This is a genomic window from Labrys sp. 22185, from assembly GCF_052045555.1.
Classification (GTDB): domain Bacteria; phylum Pseudomonadota; class Alphaproteobacteria; order Rhizobiales; family Labraceae; genus Labrys; species Labrys neptuniae.
This window is the reverse complement of the sequence record NZ_JBQEPH010000003.1, coordinates 93,089-116,683: the sequence shown is the minus strand read 5'-3', so window position 1 is coordinate 116,683 and position 23,595 is coordinate 93,089. Positions and strand designations below refer to the sequence as shown.

At 64.6% G+C, this 23,595-nt stretch carries 21 protein-coding genes; 6 read left to right on the top strand and 15 right to left on the bottom strand.

What is annotated here, in order from left to right; translation table 11 throughout:
• Nucleotides 1–101 precede the first annotated feature (101 nt).
• The 5 genes from ACTJKX_RS08010 to ACTJKX_RS07990 all read left to right on the top strand — a co-directional run bounded on the left by ACTJKX_RS08010 (nt 102) and on the right by ACTJKX_RS07990 (nt 5,372).
• Complete coding sequence (locus ACTJKX_RS08010) at nt 102–1,136, top strand: NADP-dependent oxidoreductase (RefSeq protein ID WP_440724931.1); 1,035 nt, start codon at nt 102–104, stop codon at nt 1,134–1,136.
• Between the two features lie 163 nt (nt 1,137–1,299).
• Complete coding sequence (locus ACTJKX_RS08005; RefSeq protein WP_440724930.1) at nt 1,300–2,310, top strand: ABC transporter substrate-binding protein; 1,011 nt, start codon at nt 1,300–1,302, stop codon at nt 2,308–2,310.
• Nucleotides 2,311–2,357: 47 nt separating this feature from the next.
• The gene (locus tag ACTJKX_RS08000) at nt 2,358–3,266 is read left to right on the top strand and encodes an ABC transporter ATP-binding protein (RefSeq protein WP_440724929.1); all 909 of its coding nucleotides are present in this window, start codon (nt 2,358–2,360) and stop codon (nt 3,264–3,266) included.
• Complete coding sequence (locus ACTJKX_RS07995; protein WP_311936358.1) at nt 3,263–4,147, top strand: ABC transporter permease; 885 nt, start codon at nt 3,263–3,265, stop codon at nt 4,145–4,147. The genes ACTJKX_RS08000 and ACTJKX_RS07995 overlap by 4 nt, the downstream gene beginning before the upstream one ends.
• A gap of 154 nt (nt 4,148–4,301) precedes the next feature.
• On the top strand, nt 4,302–5,372 hold the full coding sequence (locus ACTJKX_RS07990; RefSeq protein WP_440724928.1) for an LLM class flavin-dependent oxidoreductase: 1,071 nt from the start codon (nt 4,302–4,304) through the stop codon (nt 5,370–5,372).
• 16 nt (nt 5,373–5,388) lie between these two features.
• On the opposite strand, the gene ACTJKX_RS07985 is transcribed toward ACTJKX_RS07990, so the two are convergent.
• The 13 genes from ACTJKX_RS07985 to ACTJKX_RS07925 all read right to left on the bottom strand — a co-directional run bounded on the left by ACTJKX_RS07985 (nt 5,389) and on the right by ACTJKX_RS07925 (nt 14,467).
• Nucleotides 5,389–6,174, bottom strand: a complete 786-nt coding sequence (locus tag ACTJKX_RS07985) for a putative hydro-lyase (protein WP_440724927.1) — start codon at nt 6,172–6,174, stop codon at nt 5,389–5,391.
• 222 nt (nt 6,175–6,396) lie between these two features.
• Nucleotides 6,397–7,203: a type III secretion system export apparatus subunit SctT gene (sctT, locus tag ACTJKX_RS07980; RefSeq protein WP_311936350.1), complete on the bottom strand. Its 807-nt coding sequence runs from the start codon at nt 7,201–7,203 to the stop codon at nt 6,397–6,399.
• Complete coding sequence (locus tag ACTJKX_RS07975) at nt 7,203–7,475, bottom strand: EscS/YscS/HrcS family type III secretion system export apparatus protein (RefSeq protein WP_068281421.1); 273 nt, start codon at nt 7,473–7,475, stop codon at nt 7,203–7,205. Before ACTJKX_RS07975 ends, sctT begins: the two co-directional genes overlap by 1 nt.
• A 24-nt stretch (nt 7,476–7,499) precedes the next feature.
• On the bottom strand, nt 7,500–8,153 hold the full coding sequence (gene sctR / locus ACTJKX_RS07970; RefSeq protein ID WP_311936348.1) for a type III secretion system export apparatus subunit SctR: 654 nt from the start codon (nt 8,151–8,153) through the stop codon (nt 7,500–7,502).
• The gene (gene sctQ, locus ACTJKX_RS07965; RefSeq protein ID WP_440724926.1) at nt 8,146–9,225 is read right to left on the bottom strand and encodes a type III secretion system cytoplasmic ring protein SctQ; all 1,080 of its coding nucleotides are present in this window, start codon (nt 9,223–9,225) and stop codon (nt 8,146–8,148) included. The genes sctR and sctQ overlap by 8 nt, the downstream gene beginning before the upstream one ends.
• 7 nt (nt 9,226–9,232) lie before the next feature.
• Nucleotides 9,233–9,733 carry a type III secretion system stalk subunit SctO gene (gene sctO / locus ACTJKX_RS07960; protein WP_440724925.1) on the bottom strand — a complete coding sequence of 167 codons (501 nt, stop codon included), beginning with the start codon at nt 9,731–9,733 and terminating at the stop codon, nt 9,233–9,235.
• A complete protein-coding gene (locus ACTJKX_RS07955; protein ID WP_311936340.1) occupies nt 9,726–11,078 on the bottom strand; it encodes a FliI/YscN family ATPase in 1,353 nt (450 codons plus the stop codon). Before ACTJKX_RS07955 ends, sctO begins: the two co-directional genes overlap by 8 nt.
• Nucleotides 11,075–11,698 (bottom strand): type III secretion system stator protein SctL, encoded by a 624-nt coding sequence (gene sctL, locus ACTJKX_RS07950; protein WP_440724924.1) that lies wholly within the window; start codon nt 11,696–11,698, stop codon nt 11,075–11,077. The genes ACTJKX_RS07955 and sctL overlap by 4 nt, the downstream gene beginning before the upstream one ends.
• A gap of 3 nt (nt 11,699–11,701) precedes the next feature.
• Entirely contained in the window at nt 11,702–12,316 is a 615-nt protein-coding gene (locus ACTJKX_RS07945; protein WP_440724923.1) for a hypothetical protein, read from the bottom strand.
• Entirely contained in the window at nt 12,313–13,125 is an 813-nt protein-coding gene (sctJ, locus tag ACTJKX_RS07940; protein WP_394313556.1) for a type III secretion system inner membrane ring lipoprotein SctJ, read from the bottom strand. The genes ACTJKX_RS07945 and sctJ overlap by 4 nt, the downstream gene beginning before the upstream one ends.
• Nucleotides 13,126–13,157: 32 nt before the next feature.
• On the bottom strand, nt 13,158–13,592 hold the full coding sequence (locus tag ACTJKX_RS07935) for a hypothetical protein (protein WP_311936333.1): 435 nt from the start codon (nt 13,590–13,592) through the stop codon (nt 13,158–13,160).
• Between the two features lie 48 nt (nt 13,593–13,640).
• The gene (locus ACTJKX_RS07930) at nt 13,641–13,823 is read right to left on the bottom strand and encodes a hypothetical protein (protein ID WP_068281412.1); all 183 of its coding nucleotides are present in this window, start codon (nt 13,821–13,823) and stop codon (nt 13,641–13,643) included.
• Nucleotides 13,820–14,467, bottom strand: a complete 648-nt coding sequence (locus tag ACTJKX_RS07925) for a type III secretion protein (RefSeq protein WP_415085143.1) — start codon at nt 14,465–14,467, stop codon at nt 13,820–13,822. Before ACTJKX_RS07925 ends, ACTJKX_RS07930 begins: the two co-directional genes overlap by 4 nt.
• Before the next feature lie 306 nt (nt 14,468–14,773).
• On the opposite strand from ACTJKX_RS07925, the gene ACTJKX_RS07920 reads away from it, so the two are divergent.
• Nucleotides 14,774–15,454: a L,D-transpeptidase gene (locus tag ACTJKX_RS07920; RefSeq protein ID WP_440724922.1), complete on the top strand. Its 681-nt coding sequence runs from the start codon at nt 14,774–14,776 to the stop codon at nt 15,452–15,454.
• A gap of 245 nt (nt 15,455–15,699) precedes the next feature.
• On the opposite strand, the gene ACTJKX_RS07915 is transcribed toward ACTJKX_RS07920, so the two are convergent.
• Together ACTJKX_RS07915 and ACTJKX_RS07910 are read right to left on the bottom strand one after the other, a co-directional pair.
• The gene (locus ACTJKX_RS07915) at nt 15,700–15,867 is read right to left on the bottom strand and encodes a hypothetical protein (RefSeq protein ID WP_367626048.1); all 168 of its coding nucleotides are present in this window, start codon (nt 15,865–15,867) and stop codon (nt 15,700–15,702) included.
• A 122-nt stretch (nt 15,868–15,989) separates the two neighbouring features.
• Entirely contained in the window at nt 15,990–23,594 is a 7,605-nt protein-coding gene (locus ACTJKX_RS07910) for an SH3 domain-containing protein (protein WP_440724921.1), read from the bottom strand.
• Nucleotide 23,595 lies beyond the last annotated feature (1 nt).

Genomic DNA, 23,595 nt, shown 5'->3' with positions numbered 1-23,595 from the left:
AGCGAGCTTAAATGCAACTGGCGTCCTGTTCCCGGCGCCGGACATTCGGTGGCCGGAAAACGGGCGTTCTTGAAACAGACAGAACGGAGGCCGGCTCGATCATGACGACGTCAACTCTCATCAATCGGCGAATAGTGCTCGCCTCCCGGCCCGTCGGCGCTCCTTCCCCGGACGATTTCCGGTTCGAGGATGCGCCCGTCGGCGAGCCTTCGGACGGGCAGCTCCTCCTGCAGGTCCTCTATCTCTCGCTCGATCCCTATATGCGCGGCCGCATGAGCGCGGCCAAATCCTATGCCAAGCCCGTGGCGATCGGGGATGTCATGGAGGGAGGTACCGTCGCCCGCGTGATACGCTCGCGCCATCCCGATTACCGGGAGGGCGATATCGTGCTCTCCCATTCCGGCTGGCAGAGCTTCGCGCTGTCCGACGGCGTGGGGTTGCGCAAGCTCGACCCCCGGGCAGCGCCGATCAGCACGGCGCTTGGCGTGCTCGGCATGCCCGGCTTCACGGCCTATGCGGGGTTGCTGACCATCGGCCAGCCCAAGCCCGGCGAGACCGTCGTCGTCGCCGCTGCGTCGGGCGCCGTCGGTTCGGTCGTCGGCCAGATCGCCCGGATCAAGGGCGCCCGCGCCGTGGGAATCGCCGGCGGTGCCGACAAATGTGCCTTCGTGCGCGATGAGCTCGGCTTCGACGCCGTGGTCGATCATCACGCTCCCGATTTCGCCGCCCAACTGGCTGCTGCCTGCCCGGAGGGGATCGACATCTATTTCGAGAATGTCGGCGGCCGCGTATGGGATGCGGTGTTTCCGCTGCTCAGCGATTTTGCGCGTATCCCCGTCTGCGGCTTGATCGCGCAATACAATGCCGGCCCGGATGCCTTTCCTGGTCCCGATCGCTTGCCCTCGATGATGCGGGATGTCCTGAGCAAGAGCCTTCTCATCCGCGGTTTCATCCAGCGCGAATTCGCCGACCAGCGCCCCGCCTTCTATCGCGAGGCAGCAGAATGGATCGCCTCGGGGCGCCTCCGCTACAAGGAGGATTTCGTGGACGGTCTCGACAGGGCGCCGCAAGCCTTCATCGGCCTGCTCGAGGGCCGCAATTTCGGCAAGCTCGTGGTGCGTGTCGCTCCCGAATAGCAGCGCCTTTTCCGGGTGCGCGGACGTCTCGTCCGCCTCTTCCCGCCAACCGGACGCAACGTTTCCAAGNCGCGCCCCGAAAAGGCTCGCTCGCAGCATAAAATTGACTAATTCAATAGACTTTCTATATTTGGAGGAATTTCCAGCGACGAACGGGTGTTTCATGAGGCGTCATATGCGGGCGATGATCGGGCTGCTGGCCGGTGCGGGATTGCTGTTTGCCTCGGCGGCAGAGGCAGAAGAGGGCAAACTGCGCATCGCCCAGCAATTCGGCGTCGTCTATCTTACGCTCAATGTCGCGCAGGCTCAGAAACTGTTCGAAAAGCACGGCAAGGCGGCAGGCGTCGACATCGAGGTTGAATTCGTCAAGCTCTCGGGCGGCGCGGCGGTGAACGATGCGCTGCTGTCGGGCAGCATCGACATTGCGGGGGCAGGGGTCGGACCGCTCTTCACCTTGTGGGATCGCACCCATGGCAAGCAGAACGTCAAGGGCGTCGCTTCGCTCGGCAATTTTCCCTATTACCTCGTTACCAACAACGCCAATGTGAAGACGATCGCCGACTTCACCGACAAGGACCGCATCGCGCTGCCGGCCGTCGGCGTCTCGGTGCAGTCGCGCATCCTGCAATGGGCCTCGGCCAAGCAATGGGGCGATGCCGATTATGACAGGCTGGACAAGATCTCGGTCGCGCTGCCGCATCCGGAAGCCGCGGCGGCGGTGATCAAGGGTGGCACCGAGATCACCGCCCATTTCGGCAACCCGCCCTTCCAGGAACAGGAACTCGCCGACAATCCCAAGGCGCATGTCGTGCTCAAATCCTATGACGTGCAGGGCGGGCCGGCCTCCTCGACGGTGCTCTACGCCACGGAGAAATTCGTCGAGGAAAGTCCCAAGACCTACAGGGCCTTCCTCGACGGTCTCGACGAGGCCGCCAGGTTCATCCGTGACAATCCCGAGGCGGCGGCCGATATCTACCTGGAGGTGGCCGGCGCCAAGACAGACCGCAACCTGCTCCTCAAGATCATCAAGAACCCGGAAGTCAGCTTCAAGATCGCTCCCGACAACACGCTGGGGCTTGGCCAGTTCCTGCACCGCGTCGGCGCCATCAAGAACGAGCCGAAGAGCCTGTCGGACTATTTCTTCGACGAGCCGCGCATATCCGGCGGCAGCTGAATGCGCCGTTCCAAAAATGGTACTGAGATGAGTGATCGGCGGACCGCATGACGGACAGCCTCCTGCAGGGTTTTTCCAAACCAGTCTTCTCCAAGCCGCGTGACGTTTCGCGTGCACTGCAGCCAGCTGTCGAGAACGCCTTGCCAGCCCCTTTGCTGCAGGCGCGTTCGGTGACTTTGGAATATGCGACCCGCCATCAGGTCGTCCGGGCCACACATAGGGTGGATCTCGACGTCTATGAGGGCGATCGTTTCGTCCTGCTCGGGCCGTCGGGCTGCGGCAAGTCCACGCTGCTGAAGGCAGCGGCGGGGTTCATCAGGCCGGTCGAAGGCGAATTCGTGCTCAGGGGGCGGCCGATACGCGCGCCGGGCCCCAACCGTATCGTGGTTTTCCAGGAGTTCGATCAGCTGCCGCCGTGGAAGACGGTGCTGCAGAATGTGGTCTTCCCGCTCGTCGCCTCCGGACGCCTGCCGCGCCACCAGGCGCGGGAGCGAGCCCTGCATTACCTCGACAAGGTCGGGCTTGCCAGCTTCGCGGACGTCTTCCCGCACCAGCTCTCGGGGGGCATGAAGCAGCGGGTGGCAATCGCCAGGGCGCTCGCCATGCAGCCGGAAATCCTGCTGATGGACGAGCCTTTCGCGGCGCTCGATGCCCTGACGCGGCGCAAGATGCAGGAGGAGCTGCTGCGCCTGTGGGACGAGGTGCGCTTCACCCTGCTGTTCGTCACCCATTCCATCGAGGAAGCGCTTGTCGTCGGCAACCGCGTGGCGCTGCTCTCGCCACGTCCGGGCCGGGTGCGCGCGGAGATCAACAGCCATGAATGGGACCTGACGAGCAGTGGCGGGACGGCCTTCCAGGCCGCGAGCCAGCATATCCATCGCCTGCTGTTCGAGGAGGAGGCGAAGGAGCCGGAAGGCGCGGTCGCAGCGAGGATTGGCATGGGAGGACGGGGATGAGCATGGTCTCGAACGGATCGCTCGTTCCACCTGTCCGCCCGGAATTCGAGCGCGACCTCCCGCCCTTCGTCGAAGTGGCGCTCGAACGCCGGCTGCCGCTGGCGACCCGTCTCTGGCAACAGGGCTGGCTGCGCAAGAGCCTGATACTCATGGCCCTCGCGCTGCTGTGGGAAGTTCTTGCCCGCTATCAGGACAATGACCTCTTGCTGCCGACCTTCATGGCGACCGCGCGGGCCTTCATAGCCGACATGGCCAGCGGCGAGCTGCCCGAGCGGGTGAGGCTGTCGCTCCTCGTGCTCGTCCAGGGATATGTCGCCGGCATCGTCCTCGCCTTCGCGCTGACCACGCTCGCGGTTGCAACCCAAGTGGGCCGGGATTTGCTCTCGACCCTGACGGCCATGTTCAACCCGCTGCCCGCCATCGCCCTGCTTCCGCTGGCGCTGCTGTGGTTCGGGCTCGGCGCCGGCAGCCTGGTCTTCGTGCTGATCCATTCGGTGTTGTGGCCGCTTTCCCTCAACATCTTCGCCGGTTTCCAGGCCGTGCCCGAGACCCTGCGCATGACGGGCCGCAATTATGGCCTGCGGGGCGTGCGCTACGTCCTTCAGATCCTGGTACCCGCCGCCTTGCCAGCCATCCTCTCGGGGCTGAAGATCGGCTGGGCCTTTGCGTGGCGCACGCTGATCGCGGCGGAACTGGTGTTCGGCGCTTCGTCCGGCAAGGGTGGGCTCGGCTGGTTCATCTTTCAAAACCGCAACGAACTCTACACCGACCGTGTCTTCGCCGGCCTCGCCCTCGTGATCCTGATCGGGCTCGTCATGGAGAATGTGGTGTTCGCGACGCTGGAGAGGATCACCATCCGTCGCTGGGGGCAGGTGCGCTGACCTTGCCCGTCGTCTCACAGTCCGTCTTCGACTGGCGGTCGCCCTCGAGGACATCAGGAATGCTTACGGAAAGACCGACCATGTCGAGTAGCGAAGCGCGCCAAGCCGGCGATCACCACGGCTCCGCAGCCACGGGCAATGGCGGGCCGACGCCATGAGCGGGATGGGCGAATATCTGTGGTACATCCCCAATGATGTCAGGGCCGGCCATCGCGGCGACGCGGCCGCCGCGGATCACAACAGCCTGGAGACGCTGACCAGCCATGCCCGGGCTCTGGAGGACCATGGCTGGAAGGGCGCACTGATCGGCACCGGCTGGGGCCGGCCCGATACCTTCACTCTTGCCACTGCCCTTACCGTACGGACCACCACTTTCGAGCCGCTGATCGCCATCCGGCCCGGCTATTGGCAGCCGGCCCAGTTCGCCTCCGCCGCCGCCACGCTCGATCAGCTCAGCGGCGGCCGCGTGCGCGTGAACGTCGTGTCGGGTCTGGACAATCTGGCGGCCTATGGCGATGCCGAGGGGGAGCAGGCGCACCGTTATGCCCGCACCCGGGAATTCATGCGCCTGGTGCGCAGGCTTTGGACCGAGGAGAACGTCACCTTTGAAGGCGAGCACTTCCGGGTTACCGGCTCCACCGCGGCGCCGCGCATTGCCCCGCGTGGCGAGCGTCGGCATCCCCGTCTCTATTTCGGGGGCGCTTCGGAGGCGGCGGAACGAGTCTCCGCAACCGAGGCCGATGTCCAGCTGTTTTGGGGGGAGCCGCGCGGTGGCGTCCAGGAGCGCATCGAACGCCTCAAGGCTTTGAGCAAGGCGCTGGACCGCGATCTTCCACCCCTGGAGTTCGGCCTGCGGATCACGACGCTTGTCCGTGACACCAGGGAGCAGGCCTGGGCCGATGCCGAGGCGAAGGTTGCCGAGATGGCCAGGACCAACGGCGCCGGCTGGCACGACCATCGCCAGGCCGTCGCCGAGGGGCAGCGCCGATTGCTCGATCTTGCCTCGCGCGGCGACGTGCTCGACGACAATCTCTATACCGCCCCCGGCAAGTTCGGCGGAGGCGGTGCCGGCACGACCTGGCTGGTCGGCTCGGCCGCCGATGTCGCCAATTCACTGCGCAAATATCGCGATCTCGGCATCACGCATTTCGTGCTTTCCGATACGCCCTATCTGTCCGAGATCAAGCGCCAGGGCGAACGATTGCTGCCACTGCTGCGCGATTGATGCCGGTGCCGAACAGCTAAAACAGCCTGATCTGGCTGACATCGGCATCGGCGTCGAGATCGGTTATCAGCATGTGCCCTGGCGTATTGGTGATGAACATCTCCGGCGTCGAGCATTTCAGCACGCTTTGCGCCGTCAGGCCGGAAGCCCAGAAGACGGGAATCTCGTCGGGACGGACATCGACGGCATCGCCCCAGTCGGGGCTGTCGACGTCGTCGATGCCGATCTCCGCGGGATCGCCGACATGGACCGGCGAGCCATGGGCGTGCGGAAAACGTGCCGTCATGGCGCGAGCCCTGTCGACGAGATCCTTTCGGATCGGCCGCATAGAGACGACCATGTAGCCGCCGAACATGCCCACGCCCTGGGTACGGATTGAGGAGCGATAGAGCGGCACGTTCTGGCTCATGGCGACATGGCGCACCTCGATCCGGTTCCGTCGGAGCATATGCTCGAAGCTGAATGTGCCGCCGAGTGCGAAGGCGACCAGATCGTCACGCCACAGGCTGATGATGTCGGTCCTGCTCCAGGTCTGTGGCCCGGCATGGAAGACATCATATTGCGGCAGGTCGGTACGCACGTCGATTTCGCCGAGAGTAGGCAGGCTGGGATCTCCGGCCCGATTGACGCCGACCAGGGGCAGCGATTTGGGGTTGCGCATGCAATATTCCAGGAAGTCGTCGGCAAGGCTGTTCGGCAGGATGATGACGTCTGCCTGCAGCTTGCCATCCGCCAGGCCGGCGGTGTGGCCGCGATAGTGGCCGAGCCTGATCGCTTCGCGCAGACTGGTCGCGCCGACCATGCGGAATTCTTCGTACCTCGTCGCGATGTGTGGACGTCCCATTGATTTCTGTGGCCCCCAGCTTGCTGCGAGAGTAGAGAAATCTCGAACAAGCAATTAGAATTATTATATTTTTTGGTTCTTTCGACGGCTGGAACGGCTCTTTGTTGTTCGGCTGCCGGCCCGAGCGCTCGCACAGGTTCCTTATGACCGGGCAGTTTGTTTTGGCTTTTGCGACCATCGCTACCTCGCTCCACCGACAAGTGCTTTGAGGTCGTTTACGCCCTGGTCCAGGAAGGCGAGATCGCTGGTCATGTAATGGATGAGGAAGGCGGCATAGAGCACCGAGACGAGGCTGAAGACGAGGGTCTTCACCACCAGCGACAGGGCGAAAATATTGAGGTGCGGCGAGGCGCGGGCGAGAAAGGCGAGCACGACGTCCGAAAGCAGCAGGCTGACGATCAGAGGCGCTACCAGTGTCAGCGCCATGCCGAGAATGCGCGTCAGCAAGGTCAGCAGGATGGCGCCGGCATCCCGGCTGAAGATCGGCGAGAGACTGTCGATCGCCCAGAGCGCATAGCTGTCGTACAGCGCGCTCAAGGTATGATGAAGGCCACCGGCGGCCAGATAGATGCCCACCATGACGATCATCAGCAGCGTGCCGGTGGCGCTCGTCTCATGGGTCATCATCGGATCGATCAGCGTGCCCATGGTCGAGCCGCGCTGCAGGTCGACGATGTTGCCGGCGGCCTCCGCCGCCCAGAACGGGATGCCGAGCACGAAGCCGAGCAAAGCGCCGATCACCACTTCCTTGAGCATCAGCATGAGCATCATGGGCGCGTCGACATGGCCGCGCCCGGCAATGTCGACGGTCATCGGGATGACCGGCAGCGCCAGCGCCAGCGCCACGCCGGTGCGCAGGATCCCGGCCAGCCGGGTACGGGAGAACAGCGGCATCAGCGCGACCAGGCCGACGATGCGCGCCGTGGCCAGGGCACTGGCCAGGACCAGGGTTTCCAGCCCCTTGAGGGATGCAAACAGGTTTTCCATCACTGGCGCGTCACGACGGGAAACTCGTCCATGACCTTGGACGCCTCATTGGCGATCTGGTAGCCGAGGAGCGGGCCGACCAGCAGGATGACGACGAGGACCACCACCAGCTTGACGGTCTGCGGCAGGCTCTGGTCCTGGATCTGGGTCAGTGCCTGGGCAAAGCCGATGAGCAGGCCGACGACCAGCGCCGCCACGATGGCAGGCCCCGAGAGGATCAGCACCATCCATAGGGCGCTCTGGACCTTGGCAAGAATGAAATCATTGGCCATCGGGCGGTCCTTGCGGTGCAACCGTCAATTGTAGCTGAGGATCAGGCCGTGCATCAGGCGCGACCAGCCGTCGATCGCCACGAAGAGCAGCAGTTTCAGCGGAATGGATATCAGTGTCGGCGAGACCATGATCATGCCCAGCGTCATCAGCACATTGGCGACCACCACATCGATGATGAGGAACGGCAGGTAGAGCAGGAAGCCGATCTCGAAGGCCCGCGTCAGTTCGGAGGCGACGAAGGCCGGCACCAGGATCTGCAGGTCGTCATCCTTCACTTCCGCCCGTGCCGGTTCCGGCCACAGCCGCTTGGTGCCGTCCAGGAAGAACTGGCGCTCCTGGGGCTGGGTGTAGCGCAGCAGATGCTGCTTGAGCGGTTCGCGGGCCAGCTCGGCCGCGCGCGTCAGGTCCTGCGTGGTCTGGAACTGGATGTTTTCCTGCTGCAGACGTCCCGAGATCTCGCCGATCAAGGGCGTCGTCACATAGACCGTCAGCACCAGGGCGATGCCGTAGATCACCAGGTTGGGCGGTGTCTGCTGGACGCCGAGCGCGTTACGGATGAGGAAGAGGACGACGGAGATCTTCAGGAAACCCGTCATGGTCACCACGGCCAGCGGCAGAATGCCGACCAGGCCGACCGCGACGAGAAGGCCGAGAAGATTGGGCGAGCCCTCAAGCATCAGTTGCCATGCGAACGATACGCACTCCCATGCCGTCACCGACCTTCACGATCTCTCCGCGACCGATGCGCTTGCCATTGGCCACGAGATCGACCGCAGGCTCGGAAAGCTCGGGGAGCGGCACGATGGAACCGGCAGCGAGCCGGCTGACCTCGTGCAAAGGCATCGTCATGCGGGCGAGTTCGAAGACGACCGTCACCGGCAAATCCTCCAGGCCCGCGTCGTCAGGCTGTCCGCTTGCCGATTGTGGTTCATCCATGATCCATCCCCATCTCGTTTTGCTGATCGGCATCGGCGCCGAAACAAGTCTGCCGCTCTGTCCGATCGGCTCCGCCAGCGCCGCCCGGCGCCCGGCCAGCACCACCAGGACCGTTTGCGCTCCGCGGGTCCAGCCATCGGTCATGACGATGTCGCCGGGCTGGAGGGTACGCAGTTCCCCCACCGAAAGGCTGGTCGCGGCCCACCAGAGGCTGACGGGCAGGGGCAGATCGAGCCGGCGAACGGCAGGCTTGCCCGATGCGGTGTCGAGGATGCGGCCGATCCTGGTGGTGAGCGTGGCGTCCGCCTGCAGAAAGCAGGCGCTTTCGGCCTGGCCAGTGGACCGGAGGGCAAACGCGAAGGGCATATCGGGCGGGGAGCTGAGCCCGGTGGCTGCGATCAGCTCGATCGTCCCGTCCAGTTGCTGTTCCAGCCAGGCGATCTCATCCCGCAGGTAGGATTCCAGCAGCAGGGCAGCATGCGCGGGGGCAGGCGGCCCGACTGTGGCGCCGGGATTGGCCCGCGCCAGCCAGCGTTCGAACTGTGCAGGCGCGAGACAAAGACGGCCCGTTGCGGCACCGACCTTGAAGTCGATGGCGGTGGTCGTGCCCGGATCCACTGCCGGCTGCCACAGGACGGAAAGCAGGAACTCCTCACCGGCAACGCGGATCTTCACAGGCGGACGATGGCGATAGAAGGTGTTGAGGGCCGCGGCATCCGCAGGGGTGATCGCTTGCAGGCGGGCCGCCGAGACCGGGGGGTCGGCCGCAGGGCGCTGTCGCGTTTTTCCAAGTGCCGCTAGTCTCTGATGCATGCGAAAATCACGCTCTTCCTGGCTTGAGCTTTGACGCGGCCGCGAGGGTCGCTTCCTCCTCGATCGTGATTTCCTCGATCGCCTCCAGCCGGCGCCTGCTGCGCGATCTCATCTCGTCGACGAGACGGGTCAGTTTCTCGACGGCCTTGCGCCGGGCGTGGTGGTCCTCGCGTACCTGCACCAGCTTTTGCTGCTGCCCGGCTTCAGCCTGCCTAGCCTCTTCCGTCGCCTGCCGTAGCTGCTCCACTTCGCTGGCGGTAAGCTGGAAGCGGCCGCGCAGCGCCAGCAGGTCCTGGGCCGTCAGCGGCTGGCCCATGAGATCGACGAAGGAGGCTCGTTCGTCGGCCGCAGCCTGCTCGAGGCGAGTGGCGAGCGCGCTGGCCGCCGATCGCGCCCGATCCTGTGCTTCGCGAGCCAGGCGCTGCTGGTGGGCAACCGCTTCCAGGGCGCGTCGCTCGCGCAAGCTGCGGATCCTGTGGAGCTGGGAGATGATCGCCGGCCTAGCCATTGACGATATCCCGCAAGCGTTCGGCAGTGTGTTCCATGGCTTCCTGCTGGTCGGAGGGCTGACGCAGGAAGGCGTTGATCCGGTCGATCTTGGCGACGGCTTCATCGGCGACGGCGTCGCTGCCTTTCTGGTATTCGCCGATACGCACCAGCAGTTCCACCTCGGCGTGGCGCGACATCAGCTCGCGTATGTGGGTCGCGTCGGCGCGGTGCTGCTGCGAGACCACCGCATTCATCAGGCGGCTTCTGCTGCGCAGGATGTCGATGGCCGGGAAATGGTCGCGCCGGGCCAGATCGCTCGACAGGAAGACATGGCCGTCGAGCAATGCCTGCAGCTCCTCGGCCACCGGGTCGAGCGTGCCGTCCCCTTCGAGCAGCACACTGTAGAGGCCGGTGATGGTGCCGATCTGCCCCGGGCCGGCCCGCTCGAGCAGGCGCGGCAACGCCGCGAACAGGGAGGGCGGAAAGCCGCGCCGTGTCGGCGGTTCGCCCGAGGCCAGGCCGATTTCGCGCTGGGCTCGGGCGAAGCGTGTGATGTTGTCCATCGCCAGCAGGACATGCTGGCCCCGGTCGCGGAAATATTCGGCGATGGTGGTGGCGACGAAGGCAGCCTTGACGCGTTCGATCGCCGGCCTGTCCGAGGTCGCCGCAACGATGACGGTACGCGCCATGCCCTCGGGGCCCAGCGCATGCTCGACGAATTCGCGCACTTCGCGGCCGCGCTCGCCTACCAGCGCGACCACGGCCACATCCGCGTCGGTGCCGCGTACGATATTCGCGAGCAGGGTCGATTTGCCGATACCTGGCTCACCGAACAGGCCGATGCGCTGGCCGCGGGCACAGGTAAGCATGCCGTCGAGCGCGCGGATGCCGAGCTGGATCGGTTCGCTGATCAGCCCGCGCGAGAGCGGCGACGGAGGGAAAGCGTGTACGGGGCGCCGGTCATCGAGGGTATCGCCATGCAGCGGCCGGCCGTCGAGCGGCTCGCCAAGAGCGCTTACCACGCGGCCGAGCAAGCCCGGACCGACGCCGATCTGCAGCTGGGCCGCCACCGGAATCACTTCGGTCAGGCTCGACAGGCCAGCCAGGTCGTCGAGCGGAACCAGCACGGCAGAACCATCGGCAATGCCGACGACCTCGGCCCTGACGCGGCGGCCCGTCTTCGGATCGACCAGGTCGCAGATTTCACCGAGCCGCGCCTCTTCCACCGTGGCATGGATGACGACCCCGACGACTTCGCGGACCCGCCCGCTTCGTGTTCGCTGGTTCTCTTCCCGCAGCCGCTTGCCGAGGCGCGGAACGATGTCGGCGAGTCTCGCGTCGATGTCGATGGAGGCGTCGGTCATGACGCCGCCTTTCTCGCCGACCCGAGTGCAGCGGCGACGGCATCGAGCTGGGTTCCGATACGGGCATCGATCACGGCGGCCTCACTCGCTACGATGCAGGCATCACGCGCGAGGGCAGGATCGGTCTCGACCTCGATGGGGAAGCCGAATTGCCGCTCCCGCGTGAGTGCTTCGAGTTCCTCGCGAACCCTGCCATATGAATCGGGGTGAACGGTGAGCCTGAGATATTTGGCCTGCCTGACCTCGGCGACGGCCTGGCGGGCGATCTTGGCGACGAGTTCGTCGAGATCGAAGCTGCCCAGCAGGCGCCGGGCGACTTCCAGCACCAGGCCGCTGACCTGGTTTTCGACACCCTCGAAATAGCGATCGAGCTTGGCCGTCGTCTCGGTGACGAGACGTGCAGCCTCCCGTTTGCCTTGGGCAAGCCCGTCTTCATAGCCCTGCGCATATTCGGCGGCATAGGCCCGCCGTCCTGCCTCGCGCAGGTGTCCGGCGTCCTGCCGCGCGGTTTCCAGAAAGCCATAGCCGTCCTGCCAAGCCTTTGCCTCCGCCGCGCGCAGGATGCGCCCGGTCGGGCGCCTGGGTCGATCGGCCAGGGGGCCTGTGTCCTGCCCTGCCATCTTCTACCTCGAGCCAGCGGCCCGCCGCACGATCGGCGGGCCCAATTGCGTAGAAGGCGCCGGTCCGATGCCATCGAGTTCCGGACTGGGCGGCAGCTTGAGGCGGACCCGCATCCCGACACCCGCCGGCAGGGCATCGCACCAGGCGCCGAGGCAGCGCCAGCCATCGGCCGTGACCCGCCCCGCCAGGCCGGCGATCGGATCGAGGTCCTGTTCGGGACCGGCAAGGTCGCGATTGACCACCGCGAATTCACAGAGCGCTTCGCCGAGTTGCGCATGCAGCGCCGCCGTGGTCTCACGGCGGATCACGCCGGCGAAAGCGGCGGCCCAGTAGATCGCGCCGGCTTTCAGCGCGATATCGGCCAGCGCGTCCGGGTCGCAGAGCGCGATGGCCCGGTCGCCTTCATCGACCTGCGGCTCCTGAGGAGAAAAGCCGTAATGTTCGCCGATCAGGCTGGAGAGCCTTGCCTCCAGCCGCCCGGCAGTCAGCATATGGGCGCAAGCCTCGTCACCCAGCGAGCCGCCGAAACAGGGAACCAGGCGCGCCGCAATCGCATGAAGGGCCGGCTTATGCAGAAAGGACTGCCAGGCCTGGGCAGCATCGATCTTGCCGGTCATGGCGCCCTCTTCACGGCGCGAAGGGGAGGAGCGCTGTCGAGAGTGTAGACATCGCGCCGCCGCCGCCAGTGAAGATAGGCCAGGCTCCCGACCAGGAGCACGCCCATGGCGATCAGCCCGTAGACGATCCACATGGCACGCGCGAGGTCGTCGGGATGCAGCCAGATGCCCATGAAGTTCGTGAGGCCCGGCTCGCTCGTGGTCGGCTCGACCGCTGCCGCGACCGGCACGAGGATGACCGAAACATTGTCATAGGTCAGGCCGGCAACGCCGTTGGCAACCAGCATCTTCACCTGCGGCACCAGTTCTTTCATGTCGACCGAGGTGCGATGGCGGATGAAGACCGATGCCGAGGACGGCACCAGTTGCTGCTTGAGCGGATCGTTCTCCGGCAGGACGAGATGGACGCGGGCCGACAGCACGCCGTCGATGTCGGAGATGGTTTGCGAGAGTTCCTGGCTGAGGCCGTAGATCATCGCCGCGCGTTCCTCCACCGGGGAGGAGACCAGCCCGTCGCGCTTGAACACCTGGCCGAGGGTGGCGAATTTCTCCTTCGGCAGCCCGATCGCGTCGAGCACGGACATGGCTTCGGCAAAGCGCGCCTTGTCGACAAGGACGGTCACCGTACCTTCCTTGTCGATCTGGCGCTGGGCGGGAATGCCCTTGCGCACCAGGGCGGCGACCACTTCGTTGCCCTGGCGCTGGCTGAGGCCGGTATAGAGTTCCACCGTGCAGGCCTGCAGGAACAGCACGCCGACAAGAGCAAAGACGGTGCCGAACCGGCGCAGCCAGGCCGGCAACCGATGCATCGATACTGGCCTCACGGAGCCCCCGCCACGCACTATTGCTGTTTGATCAGCGTGTTGACCGAGCCGGTGGCGGCCGTCACGCTGTTGATGGCGACGGAGACATTGGCTGCCGCCCACATGAAGGAAATGGCGCGATCCAGCGTCAGATCTGCGTTCGGCTGGCCCGGTGGCCCTTCATTGCCGGCCGCCGCATTGCCGGTTCCTTCGCCGGCCGGCGGGGCGGAACCTGCCTGGGGCCCGTTCTTGGCAAAGGCCGACTGGGCCTGCTGCACCACCCCTTCGAGCGAGTGGAGGGCACCGCCGACGAGGGTGGCGGGATCATTGGGCTGCCCGGTTCTGCCAACGCTCTTTTCCATCTCCACGAGATAGTCGAAGAGCTGATGCTCGACATTCGCCTGTGGTTGGGGCGGTTGGAACTGGGTGGGTGCCGCCGAAACTGCACCTATGGCAGCGTCTGCAAGCTGCATGTTCATTCCTCATCGATCGCCGATTGGGGCCTGCCTTCCGGTTCCAGCTCAGCCTTCCTCGTTGCGGGCCTGCTGCATGCCTTCCAGAGCCCGGTCGCCCTGCTGCTGGGCCATGCTCACGGCGAAGTTGGCGAGGGTTTCTTCCATCTGCTTCTGCAGGGCCGCTTCCTGGCTTTCCTTGCTCGGGTCGGGCTGATTGGTCGGGCTGATACCGTTGCTCTCGATCTTCATTTGCTCTCTCCTGGATGCTTGGCGGCGGGCGGGGTCTCGACCTCGGCGCGCCGGCCTCGGAAAACACGCACCGGCACGACATTTTCGGCCGAACCGTCGACTTCGCGCGCCCGCGTCGGACCGGACGGCTCGGTCAGCACGCCGAGCGCCTTGCGGACGGCGTCGATATAGGCAGGCGGGCCGGAAACCGAGACGACCCGCTCGTTCTGGGCGATCTTGATGGGGTAGCGTGCATCGGCGACGCCGAGTTCCCGCAGTCGGCCGGGGATGCCGGGCAGGGTGGCTGCGTCGACCTTGAACATGTCGGTACGCATTTCGGCTTCGGTCGCCACGGCCAGGCTGGAGCCATCATAATACCAGACCAGTCCGTAGCGGTCGCAGACCCATTGCAGGAACTCGCGCGCCGTGCCTATCGGCATGCCGGCACTCAGGCGACCTTTCACCCCGTCGCTGAGCTTTACCGGAACGTGGATGTTGCGGCCGAACTCGGTCAAGGCGTCGCGTACCGACTGGTCGATGGTGATGTATTTGTAGGGACCGGCAGGCCAGTCAGGCTCGGCTGCGCGCGTGGGCAAAGCCGCCACGCACAGGCAAAATCCGACTGCGAAGCCGAGAATGGCAGGGGAGCGACGACGCGTTCCCATAGCCATCCTGCTGGTCTCAAATTCCATGCCCCTTACCTGTGCAACGACGCGTCCGCTCTTCGAGCGTGAGTCCCATGCGGCATGATTTGCCTGCCAAACCGTGCCGCACATTATCGTGATCGTCGCTGAAATGAAAGTCCAATTGGATTATAGAGCCATAGGCAAGTGCCAAACGCTTCAGATTCGTGCTGCGGCTGGAGGTACGTTGTTACGGTTTTCGAACGAGGCGACGCGCAGGGGAGAGCAGGGGAAATGACGGTCGAAGCAGGGCGTCTTCATGCGTGCCGCTGGCTGCGAGGCAAACCCATGATCCTGCAATCCGTCATGCGCAGAGCCGCGATGGCTGTCGCTGTCGTCGGCACCGTATCATTGTCGATGATGGGTATCGCCGCGGCCCAGGCCGGCGGCTACGATCCGCGCACATGGGTCTATGACGGCGAGGATGACGTGGTCATCGCGCCCTCGGACAATCCGGGGGATGTCGTCGGTGAGCCCGCCCCTGGGGCCGCCCGTCAACCGGCGACGCGGCGCACGCCGCCGATCGCGCGCCAAATCGTGGCCTTCGCCGAACCCCATCCCAAGGGATCGATCATCGTCGACACCGGCGAGCGCCGCCTCTACTACGTGCTTGGCGACGGCAGGGCGCTCAAATATGCCATCGGGGTCGGACGCGAGGGTTTTTCCTGGTCGGGCCGGGACCGCATTCTCGACAAGAAGGAATGGCCCGATTGGCGTCCGCCTGCCGAAATGCGGGAAAGAGAGGCCGCACAGGGACACTACCTGCCGGTGCGCTTGGCCGGTGGGCCCAACAACCCGCTCGGCGCGCGTGCGCTCTATATCGGCAATACCCTCTATCGCATCCACGGCACCAATGCGCCCTGGACTGTCGGCACTGCCAATTCTTCGGGCTGCATCCGCATGACGAACGATGACGTGATCGATCTCTATCAACGCGCCTCGATTGGCGCCGAGGTCGTCGTGCGGTAGTCGGAGGTACGAAAATACTGATAAATTCTTGTAGAAATTGCCGACAAGGGCGCTCCGCAACCCTTCCGGGTGCTGTGTTGGCTTCCAGGGCCGAGGCTGGCGTTTGGGACGAACCTATCGGATGCACAGAGCCATATTCGGGAAGAGGATCCGTTTTCTGGCCCACGCTTTGGCATAAATCATTGTTTTAGCATCATTTTTTAGGTCCGGCGGTCAGTCTTCCCGGGAATGTCGCGCTGGAAGAATCAGGTCTTCTTTCCGCCTGCCCAGAAAGCCGCGATCACGCCGACGGCGATGAAGATCATCATCGCGAAGAACACCTGGGCGATCTGGAAATTGAGGGAATCCCTGGCCACGAAAAGAGCGGCGACGGGCGCCGCCACGAACAACAACAATCGAATGATCACGCCCATCTGTGCCTCCATGGCTCGCTTCAAAGCCGGGGAGCAGATTGGGCTTGTCATCGGTGCCTTGCATTGACCTGAATCAAGGCGAGATCGGACTCCTGCGAGCTCGGAATGCTTCCAAACTCATCTCATGCCGTCGCGCCAGGCAGGTAGATGCGGTCCCCAGCAAAGATGACGTCCGGGATGGCGATGTGGCCCATGTTGAGCAACACCGTTTCCCGCACATCGGCCGAATGGTTGCGCGCGATGCCGCCCATCGTATCGCCGTCGCGGGCAATGATCGGCTGATAGCCCTGGCGTTCGAGTTCGGGATTGAGACGTCCCTCGCCATCCTGTGCTCCGGCCGGATGGGTCTGCACGAAACTGGCTTCGACCCAGCCCTGATGCTCCGTGCCATCCGCACCATGGGCACTGACGGGAACCCAGGTCCTGCCGGATTCGTCGGTTTTGGAAGCGCCCATTTCCTTGACCAGGGAACCTGGCCGGATCACCGTCTCCACACCGGAATCGCCAGCCGGCTCGTCCCGCAGATTGAGCCCGTCATCCGCCGAGACGACGAACTGGGCCGGCGTCGCCTCCGATGTGCCGGGTTCTCTCGGCAGAGGCTTGTTCGGGCCCGCTTTCGTCGTGGTCGGCGAGGGAGTTGAGGAACTGGTGGCGGTAGGCGAGGTGGTGGGGGTTGGTGTCGTCTTTGACGGCGTTGGTGTTGGCGTTGCTGGCGCCGGTGTTGTCGGCGTCGGGGTCGGCGTGGAATTGTTGCCGGAGGGCTGTACCCCTGGAGCATTTGCCTTGTTCTGCTGATCCAGCCAATTCGCGACCACGATGCCGCTGAACAGGATCATGCCGCCGCCGAAGGTGACACCGAAGACGACACGATCGAAGCCTGACATGCTAGGCTCCCATTTCCCGCGTCCCAGTCCTGTCCGGGCACCGCGTGCCCACAGATAGGCCGAACCGAGGAGGAAGGCGGCGTTGTCGACCGTATCGGCGGCGCCCGGAACGAAGTCGAACCCTTTTGACACGAAATCCGGCACGCCAGGCAGGCTCGCGAGGTTCGAGCCGTCCTTGGGGATGGAATCGCCGAGCGAGAGGCCGCTCCCGATTGCATAGGAGGGCAGGTTCCATTTGTCGGCCATCGGCATGGTGGGCCGGCCGGTACGGGCTTCGCGCACGGCCTTGGCGAAATAGAAGGCGTTGCTTCCTTCAAACAGGGCTCCGCCGGCACCGCCCAGAGTGGCCGAGGTCGGGATGCCGGCCGCCTGGGTCGGCAGATAGCTCAGCGCATCGCCGATCTTCATGATGCGGCCCAGCGGTGTGTGCAGCGCCGTCCATTTGCCCGGCAGGGCCGCAGCGGCGCTCATGGTCAGACCGCGCCAGGCGAGACCACCGGCTCGCATGTAGGCTTGGACATGCGGTGGCAGGGCTGGCCAGATGGCGGCAAAGGTGGCCGTTGCGGTCGTGGTGAGAACGAGATCGTCGACGCCCATCGCGCGCATTTTTGCCAGCGCCCGCACTGGCGCCGAGGCGGGCGTGTAGCCGTTGAGGGCCGAGCGCTGGTTGGCCTTCAGCAGGGCGGTCTGGAAAGGCTTGAGCACATCGACCTGGGCTGGCGTGAGGGCCTGCAATTGATCGTCCTTCAGGCCTGCCAATTGGTTCGGCCTGAGTTTCTTCACCTGCTCCGGCGTCAACTCAGCCAGTTGCGAGGGGTTGAGCTCGGCCAGATCGAGATATTTGATGCGTTTGGGCGCGATGGCGCGCAATTGGTCCGGCGTCAGATCCCTCAATTGATCGGGTGTGAGATTGACGATTCCACTCGGCGAGAGGCGGGCGATGTCATCCGGAGACAGGTTGCGGACCTCGATGAGTTCGTCCAGGAGCTTGCGCCCTTCCTCGCTCATCGCTTTCTTCTGGGTGTCGCCAACCGCCTCCATCTGCGCCAGCGTCAATTCGGGAATCTGCTTGCGTGTCAGGGTGGCTGCCATATCGGCGACAGATGCATTGGGCAGAGCGCGCAGCTGTTCGCCGGAAAAGGCTCTGATCTGCGACTTGGTCAGTGCCGAAAGCTGATCGGGTTTCAGCCATCCGGCCTGCTTGGCGTCCAGACTGGCGATATCGAGATATTTGACGCGATTGCTCGGGATCGCGCCGATCTGGGCCTGCGTCAACTGCCCCTGCAGGCCGGATCGCTTGAAGGCTTCCCATTGCTTCAAGGTCAACCAGGAGACCTGCTTGGGCAGCATGGAGCCGATATTCAGGTCTGCAATACGGTTCTCTGGGATCGAGCGCGTTTGAGCCCGCGACAGATGAGGCAGCAGCCCCGCCTGATTGAAGGCTTTCCATTGGCTGTTGGTCATTGCCGCGATCTGGGCCTGAGAGAGACCCCCGATCTGTCTTTTCGTCAAACTGGCGCTATCGAGATATTGGACGCGATTGTCGGGTATCGCCCCGATCTGGCCCTGAGTCAGGTGCTCCTGCAGGCCGGCCTGATGGAGCCCCTGCAATTGCTTGCCATTGAGGGCCGCGACCTGAGCCTTGGTCAGCGAGCGAACCTGGGATTTCGTCAGGGATCCGGCGTCGATATTCCTGATCCTGTTTTCCGGAATCGCCTGCAATTGGCCGCGCGTGAGCGAACCCTGCAGTCCGGCCTGTTTAAAGGCTTCCCACTGCTTGGGCGTGAACGCGGCGACCTGGTCCGGCTTCAGCCAGGGCACGTTCTTGGCGTTGAGCTGGGTGAAGTCCAGCTGCTTGGGATCGGTGGCTTGCAATTGCTTGCGCGTGGGAGGCGTGCTTTTCGGCGATTGGCCCGAAGGGGCGGGGCCGGTCTTCTTGCCCAGGCTGATCGGGTCGATGGGACCGTCGCCGGCAACATTCACGTTGCTCGGGGAGGCAGGAGGCGCGGTATTCTTGCCGCCCTTGAACCAGAAGCGCTCCTGAACGGCATGGTTGGGCTGCTCGAGCGTTGCGCCCCTGGAAACATCGGTCAGCGGCAGGCCGGGCAGTTCGACCACCTCCTTGCCGCCTTCGGCAGGCTTGATGGCGCCGGCAAGCTCGACAGGTCCGTCATAGGCGCGCGTCCGCACGCCGAGCCTGTCGGCCACCTCGCCGGCGAGGGACCGCGTGAGGGGACTGCCGGTTTGATGGTCGAGGGAACCGGCGCGGCAGGCGAGGATCGTGATGCTCTGGCCGTCGCGATAGCCGGCATTGCGCAGGTCCTCGATCAGCTGGGTCGCGCCAGGCAGGTTGGTCTCGTCGGCGATCACCAGGAAAGTGTCCTTGTCGACCGCGCCCTTGTTGGACAGCCCGATCGACAGGTCCTTGGCAGCCACAGGCTGCCCGCCGATCGTCACCGTACCGTCGGGAAGATAGTTCAGCGTGCGGCCGTTTTCCGAGCCGAACGAGCGTGTATTTACCGAGGCAGGCAATGCCGTCGAAGGGGACCCGCCGGCCGACTCGTCGGCCGCGGCGAGCGGCTTGGTGGCTCGCAGCCCCTTGACGCCCAGGCCCGTGCCGGCGACGCCGACGCCGAGGCTGGTCAACGCGCTGGCGAATTCCAGGCCGCTCATCTGGTCGCCATAGGCGGCCAGGTCATGGGCCGATACTGCCGTCAGCGGCACGCCCGTGCCGATGGCTGCCCAGTCGAGGCCGCGCGCGGTGCGGTTCAGCCCGCCCGAACTCCTCATATAGGCGTCTGCCGTCGTGGCGACGGAGCTGCCTTGCCCGGTCATGCCGATGCTGGCCCGGAACGCCTGCGTCACCGACAATTCCGTGGTTTTTGCCATGCCGATGGTGCGCAACACGCTCGATCCCATCGGCAGGACGGTGGTGGCCACAGTGCCGATGTTCATCATCGATTCCATGTCGCCCAGTTCGCCGCCATGCTGGAGATAGTCCACTTCCTTAATGACGGCGCGGGTGCCGAGATAGGCGCCTCCGGCATAGGCCACGCCGGCGGCGAGCGGCGAGAAGGGATTGGGAATGACGGCGACGGCCGTGGCGAGGGCGGTGCCGATGCCCACGATCGGATCGATGATCTTGTCGAAGGTCGAGACATTGCGGGCCTGCACGACCTCCAGGTCGATCTTGCCGTCGGCCCCGGGCTTCATGCTGAGGCCAACAGGCACGATCAGCTTGCCGCTTTCCTGGAACTGGCGGTTGTTGTCCTGGAAATCCTTGATGGACTCGAATTTCTGGCCGGTGGCATCGACATACCAGGTCTTATCGCCATCCTGGACGGCGAAAAGCGAGACCTGTTGCGCACCGACCTTGTCGTCGACATAGAACAGGGGCACGACCTTGACCGAGGCGGTGTTGCCGCCGATGTCGCGGATCTCGTCGACGACCTTGTCGAGGGTCGTGCGGCCATCGTCACTGGAAGTGTCGAGGCCGAGGGTGCGCGCAACCAGCCCTTCCTGGGCCTGGCGCCCCTCGAGCGGCGTGAACTGGTCATTGTAGCCGGAATTGTAGAGGTTCTGGAACGTGGCCTGGTAGACCGACATCGCCTGGTCGGGATGGTCGTCGAGATAGACGCTCTGCAGATGGGCATAATAGGGCGCCGATCCCGCATCGTCCAACAGCTTGAGCGGCTGGGTCAGCAGGAAGGAATACCATTGCTCGGAGCGCTCGGCCGATTGGCGGGCATTCTCGACGCTGGCGCGCTGATCCTGCACCGCATCGAGCCGGATCTGGGCCGCCGCGACGTCGGGATGGACCCATAACCACTGGCCATTGATCTCCATGCGAACAGGCTTGCCGCTCTTGACGATGGCATCGATGCCGCCGCGCTGCACGTCGCCGGCCATGTCCGGGGTCACCTGCACCTTTTGGCCATTGACCGTGACCTCCACGGGCTGGGTACCCTGGGGCAGCAGGCCTGCGGGCGCCTCGACACTGCCCGGGCCGTGCTGCTTGAGGGCGCCATCGAGATCGGTCTTCAGCCCGGTGATCTGCTTGTCGAGACCGTCCCGCACCAGACCGAGCTGGTCCTTCATCATCGCCTGGATCTGCTGGCCGGCCGAAACCTGCGCCGCCTTGGCCGCCGCCAGGCCTCCCCGGCCGTCGGCGTAGCACATATTGGCGTTGGCGGGGTTGTTGAGAAGCGCCTGCCACTGCTTGTTGAGTTCGCCGTTGCGCAGGTCCTCGCGGATGTTCTTGTCGCTGGTCGCGAAGGTCAGTTGGACCCGTTTGGTATCGTGCTCGTATTTGGTCTCCAGGTAGAGCTGATGATCCTTGGGATCCTCTATGACGTGCTGTTCCTTGATCTTGCCCAGATAGTCGCCGCCATAGGTGGAATATTCCTTCTCCATATCGAAGGAGCCGGGATTGGCGGCGCGGTACTGTGCCAGAATCTTCTGCCGGAGATCGGTGGCCTGAACTTCCTGGCCAGAAAGCGTGCTCGTGGCCGAATAGAAGTTGGAATAGGTCGTGGCTGCATCGACCTGCTTGCCGGCATTCTCGCTCAATGTCTTGGCATCGCTGAGATTTTTCTCAGCCGCCGTGCGCTCCGGCGTGCCTGGCTTGGTGGCGTTGACCTCCTGCTGCCGGACGCCGACGAGATAGTCCGCCAGTGCCTTGTCGCCCTGGCTGGAAGACAGCCCCGCCTGGTAGAACAGCGCAGTGACGTCGTCATGGGCCGCCTTGGACTGGGCGTCCTTCAATTCGTAGTTGGTATGATCGTCGGCGGCGGTGGCCCTTACCGTCGTCTGCCCGGGGAGGGGGGGCGGAGGCGGCAATGTCGCCTGCTTGCTGATCGCCTGGTCGAGAAGGCGTTGGGCCTTCTCGTAGTTCTCGCGCGCCGTCGTCGCATTGGTGAGCTGGCTGTTGGCATCGGTGAGGGCCTTCTTGGCGTCGGCGAGCGAGCCCTCCGGCGTCGGCGCGTTCCATTGCAGGCCAAAGGGGGCCAGCTTGTCGTCGAGCAGGGCCTTGGCGTCGGTCATCGCGCCCTTATAGGCGGGATCGAGCGCGTAGACGTTCAGCTGTGCCTGTGACTGATTGACCTTGGCACTGGCCTCGGCCCGCTGCCCGATGGCGACGTTTTCGGCGTCCATCGCCTTGGCGACCACCGGATCGACCCATTTGCCGTTCTTCGGCACCCAGTCGCCGCCTGACGGTGCCTTGCCGGGGGGCGGGGTGCCATAGGGGTTTTCCGCCGTCGGATTGGTTCCAGGCTGGCCCTCGCCATATTTTGCGATGGCGTCCTGGGTTTTCTGGTGCAGGTCGGTGACGGCCTGCTGCAGGCTTGGCAATTCCTCGCCGGCGAAGATGCCGTCGAGGGTGGTCTTGACGATCTCGGCCTTCTTGGCTTCCTGCGGATCGGAGCTCTTGGGGTCGATGGAAACGAGGGTCTGGGCGAGCGCGGCCTCGGCGCTGTCGGGCTTGACCTTGACGTCGCGCCCGGTGGCGTCGTCATGCAGGGTCATGCTGCCATCCGGCTTGGTGGTCAGCGTGTAGCCGTTGAAGGTCACGGAGACGGTGGTGTCCTTGCCCTGCTTCACGGTGCGCGTGGTGCGACCATTGCCCTCCACGACGCTCTTGGTCTCGGTCCCGTTGGCTTCCGTGCTGGTGGTGACCGCATTGCCCTTTTCGTCGGTCGTGCGCACCGTTTGGGAATCGTGCTGATAGTCCTGGTAGTAGCCGGTGACCGTCTTGCCGGTCTTCTGGTCGACGATCTCCGTCGATTGCACGTCGCCATTGTCGCTGGTGGGCTGGCTCGTCTTGACCTCCAGGCCCGCGGCCGCGAGCTGCGCGGTCACCTGCTCCTTGGTCAGCCCGCGTTCGGCGGCGATCTGGTCGATGCTCTTGCCGGCGGCGACATCCTTCCCGATGCCCTCGGCTCCCTTGCGGGTTGGGTCCTGGCTGGCGGCAAGCGTGGTCTTCTGCCCCTTGGCATCGGTCACCACCGTGGTGGACTTGCCGTCCGCGCCGGTCGTCTTCACCGTCGTCACGCCATTGGAGAGCTGCGTCGTCTGGGTGATCGTTCCCGTTCCCAGATCGTCCTCGCGGCGGGTTGTCGTCGTTCCCGTCTTCGGGTCGTAGTTGGTGGTGATCTTCTGGCCGGATTCGTCGCGCACCGGCGTGTCGGTCTCCTTGCCCTTGGCATCCTTCACCTGCGTGTAGTAGGTGCCGTGCTGGAAATCGTAATATTCGGTGACGGTCTGGCCGGTCTTGGGGTCGCTGATCTCAGTGGTGCGGACGTCGCCATTGTCGCTCTTCGGATCGGTCGTCTTGATGTCGAGGCCGCCGGCCTTGAGCTCATTGAGCACCTGGTCGCGCGTCAGCCCGCGTTCGGTGGCGATCTGGTCGACGCTCTTGCCTGCCTGAACGTCCTTGACGATGGCGCCGGCATCGGCCCCCGGCTTCGGCGTATCGACGGGAGCGGGATTGTCGACGAGCGTAACGGCTGGCGTGCCGCTCTGGGGCGTGACAAACAGCGCCGGGGTCACCGTCGGCGTACCGGATGAAGGGAGCAGAGGCGTGCTGTTGGCAAGGGCCAGCGGCGTGACGACCGGGCTTGGTGCCGTCGCCGGCGGCTCGAGTTTCGTCAGCTCCGTATTGGTCTGCTTGAGTTCCTTCTGCAGCTTGGTGGCTTCTTCGGCCTCGCCCATCTTCTGTGCGAGTCGGATCTGCTCGCGCAGCTTCTGTGCCTGGGCTCGAAGTTCTGCGATGCGGTCGATGTCGTTCTTGGGCGTGATCTTCGGCGGAGGTGGCGGCGGCAGAAAGATGGGACGAACGACCATG

What these genes read in the sequence shown, in the direction of transcription:
- sctO (WP_440724925.1), bottom strand. Translation starts at nt 9,733, where the DNA reads ATGGCTAGGCCGGCGATCATCTCCCAGCTCCACAGGATCCGCAGCTTG.
- ACTJKX_RS07930 (WP_068281412.1), bottom strand. Translation starts at nt 13,823, where the DNA reads ATGAAGATCGAGAGCAACGGTATCAGCCCGACCAATCAGCCCGACCCG.
- ACTJKX_RS07990 (WP_440724928.1), top strand. Translation starts at nt 4,302, where the DNA reads ATGAGCGGGATGGGCGAATATCTGTGGTACATCCCCAATGATGTCAGG.
- ACTJKX_RS07995 (WP_311936358.1), top strand. Translation starts at nt 3,263, where the DNA reads ATGAGCATGGTCTCGAACGGATCGCTCGTTCCACCTGTCCGCCCGGAA.
- sctJ (WP_394313556.1), bottom strand. Translation starts at nt 13,125, where the DNA reads ATGCATCGGTTGCCGGCCTGGCTGCGCCGGTTCGGCACCGTCTTTGCT.
- ACTJKX_RS07985 (WP_440724927.1), bottom strand. Translation starts at nt 6,174, where the DNA reads ATGGTCGGCGCGACCAGTCTGCGCGAAGCGATCAGGCTCGGCCACTAT.
- ACTJKX_RS08005 (WP_440724930.1), top strand. Translation starts at nt 1,300, where the DNA reads ATGAGGCGTCATATGCGGGCGATGATCGGGCTGCTGGCCGGTGCGGGA.
- ACTJKX_RS07955 (WP_311936340.1), bottom strand. Translation starts at nt 11,078, where the DNA reads ATGACCGACGCCTCCATCGACATCGACGCGAGACTCGCCGACATCGTT.
- ACTJKX_RS07945 (WP_440724923.1), bottom strand. Translation starts at nt 12,316, where the DNA reads ATGACCGGCAAGATCGATGCTGCCCAGGCCTGGCAGTCCTTTCTGCAT.
- ACTJKX_RS07910 (WP_440724921.1), bottom strand. Translation starts at nt 23,594, where the DNA reads ATGGTCGTTCGTCCCATCTTTCTGCCGCCGCCACCTCCGCCGAAGATC.
- ACTJKX_RS07920 (WP_440724922.1), top strand. Translation starts at nt 14,774, where the DNA reads ATGATCCTGCAATCCGTCATGCGCAGAGCCGCGATGGCTGTCGCTGTC.
- ACTJKX_RS08000 (WP_440724929.1), top strand. Translation starts at nt 2,358, where the DNA reads ATGACGGACAGCCTCCTGCAGGGTTTTTCCAAACCAGTCTTCTCCAAG.
- sctT (WP_311936350.1), bottom strand. Translation starts at nt 7,203, where the DNA reads ATGGAAAACCTGTTTGCATCCCTCAAGGGGCTGGAAACCCTGGTCCTG.
- sctL (WP_440724924.1), bottom strand. Translation starts at nt 11,698, where the DNA reads ATGGCAGGGCAGGACACAGGCCCCCTGGCCGATCGACCCAGGCGCCCG.
- ACTJKX_RS07975 (WP_068281421.1), bottom strand. Translation starts at nt 7,475, where the DNA reads ATGGCCAATGATTTCATTCTTGCCAAGGTCCAGAGCGCCCTATGGATG.
- sctR (WP_311936348.1), bottom strand. Translation starts at nt 8,153, where the DNA reads ATGCTTGAGGGCTCGCCCAATCTTCTCGGCCTTCTCGTCGCGGTCGGC.
- ACTJKX_RS07915 (WP_367626048.1), bottom strand. Translation starts at nt 15,867, where the DNA reads ATGGGCGTGATCATTCGATTGTTGTTGTTCGTGGCGGCGCCCGTCGCC.
- ACTJKX_RS07925 (WP_415085143.1), bottom strand. Translation starts at nt 14,467, where the DNA reads ATGGGAACGCGTCGTCGCTCCCCTGCCATTCTCGGCTTCGCAGTCGGA.
- sctQ (WP_440724926.1), bottom strand. Translation starts at nt 9,225, where the DNA reads ATGCATCAGAGACTAGCGGCACTTGGAAAAACGCGACAGCGCCCTGCG.
- ACTJKX_RS07935 (WP_311936333.1), bottom strand. Translation starts at nt 13,592, where the DNA reads ATGCAGCTTGCAGACGCTGCCATAGGTGCAGTTTCGGCGGCACCCACC.
- ACTJKX_RS08010 (WP_440724931.1), top strand. Translation starts at nt 102, where the DNA reads ATGACGACGTCAACTCTCATCAATCGGCGAATAGTGCTCGCCTCCCGG.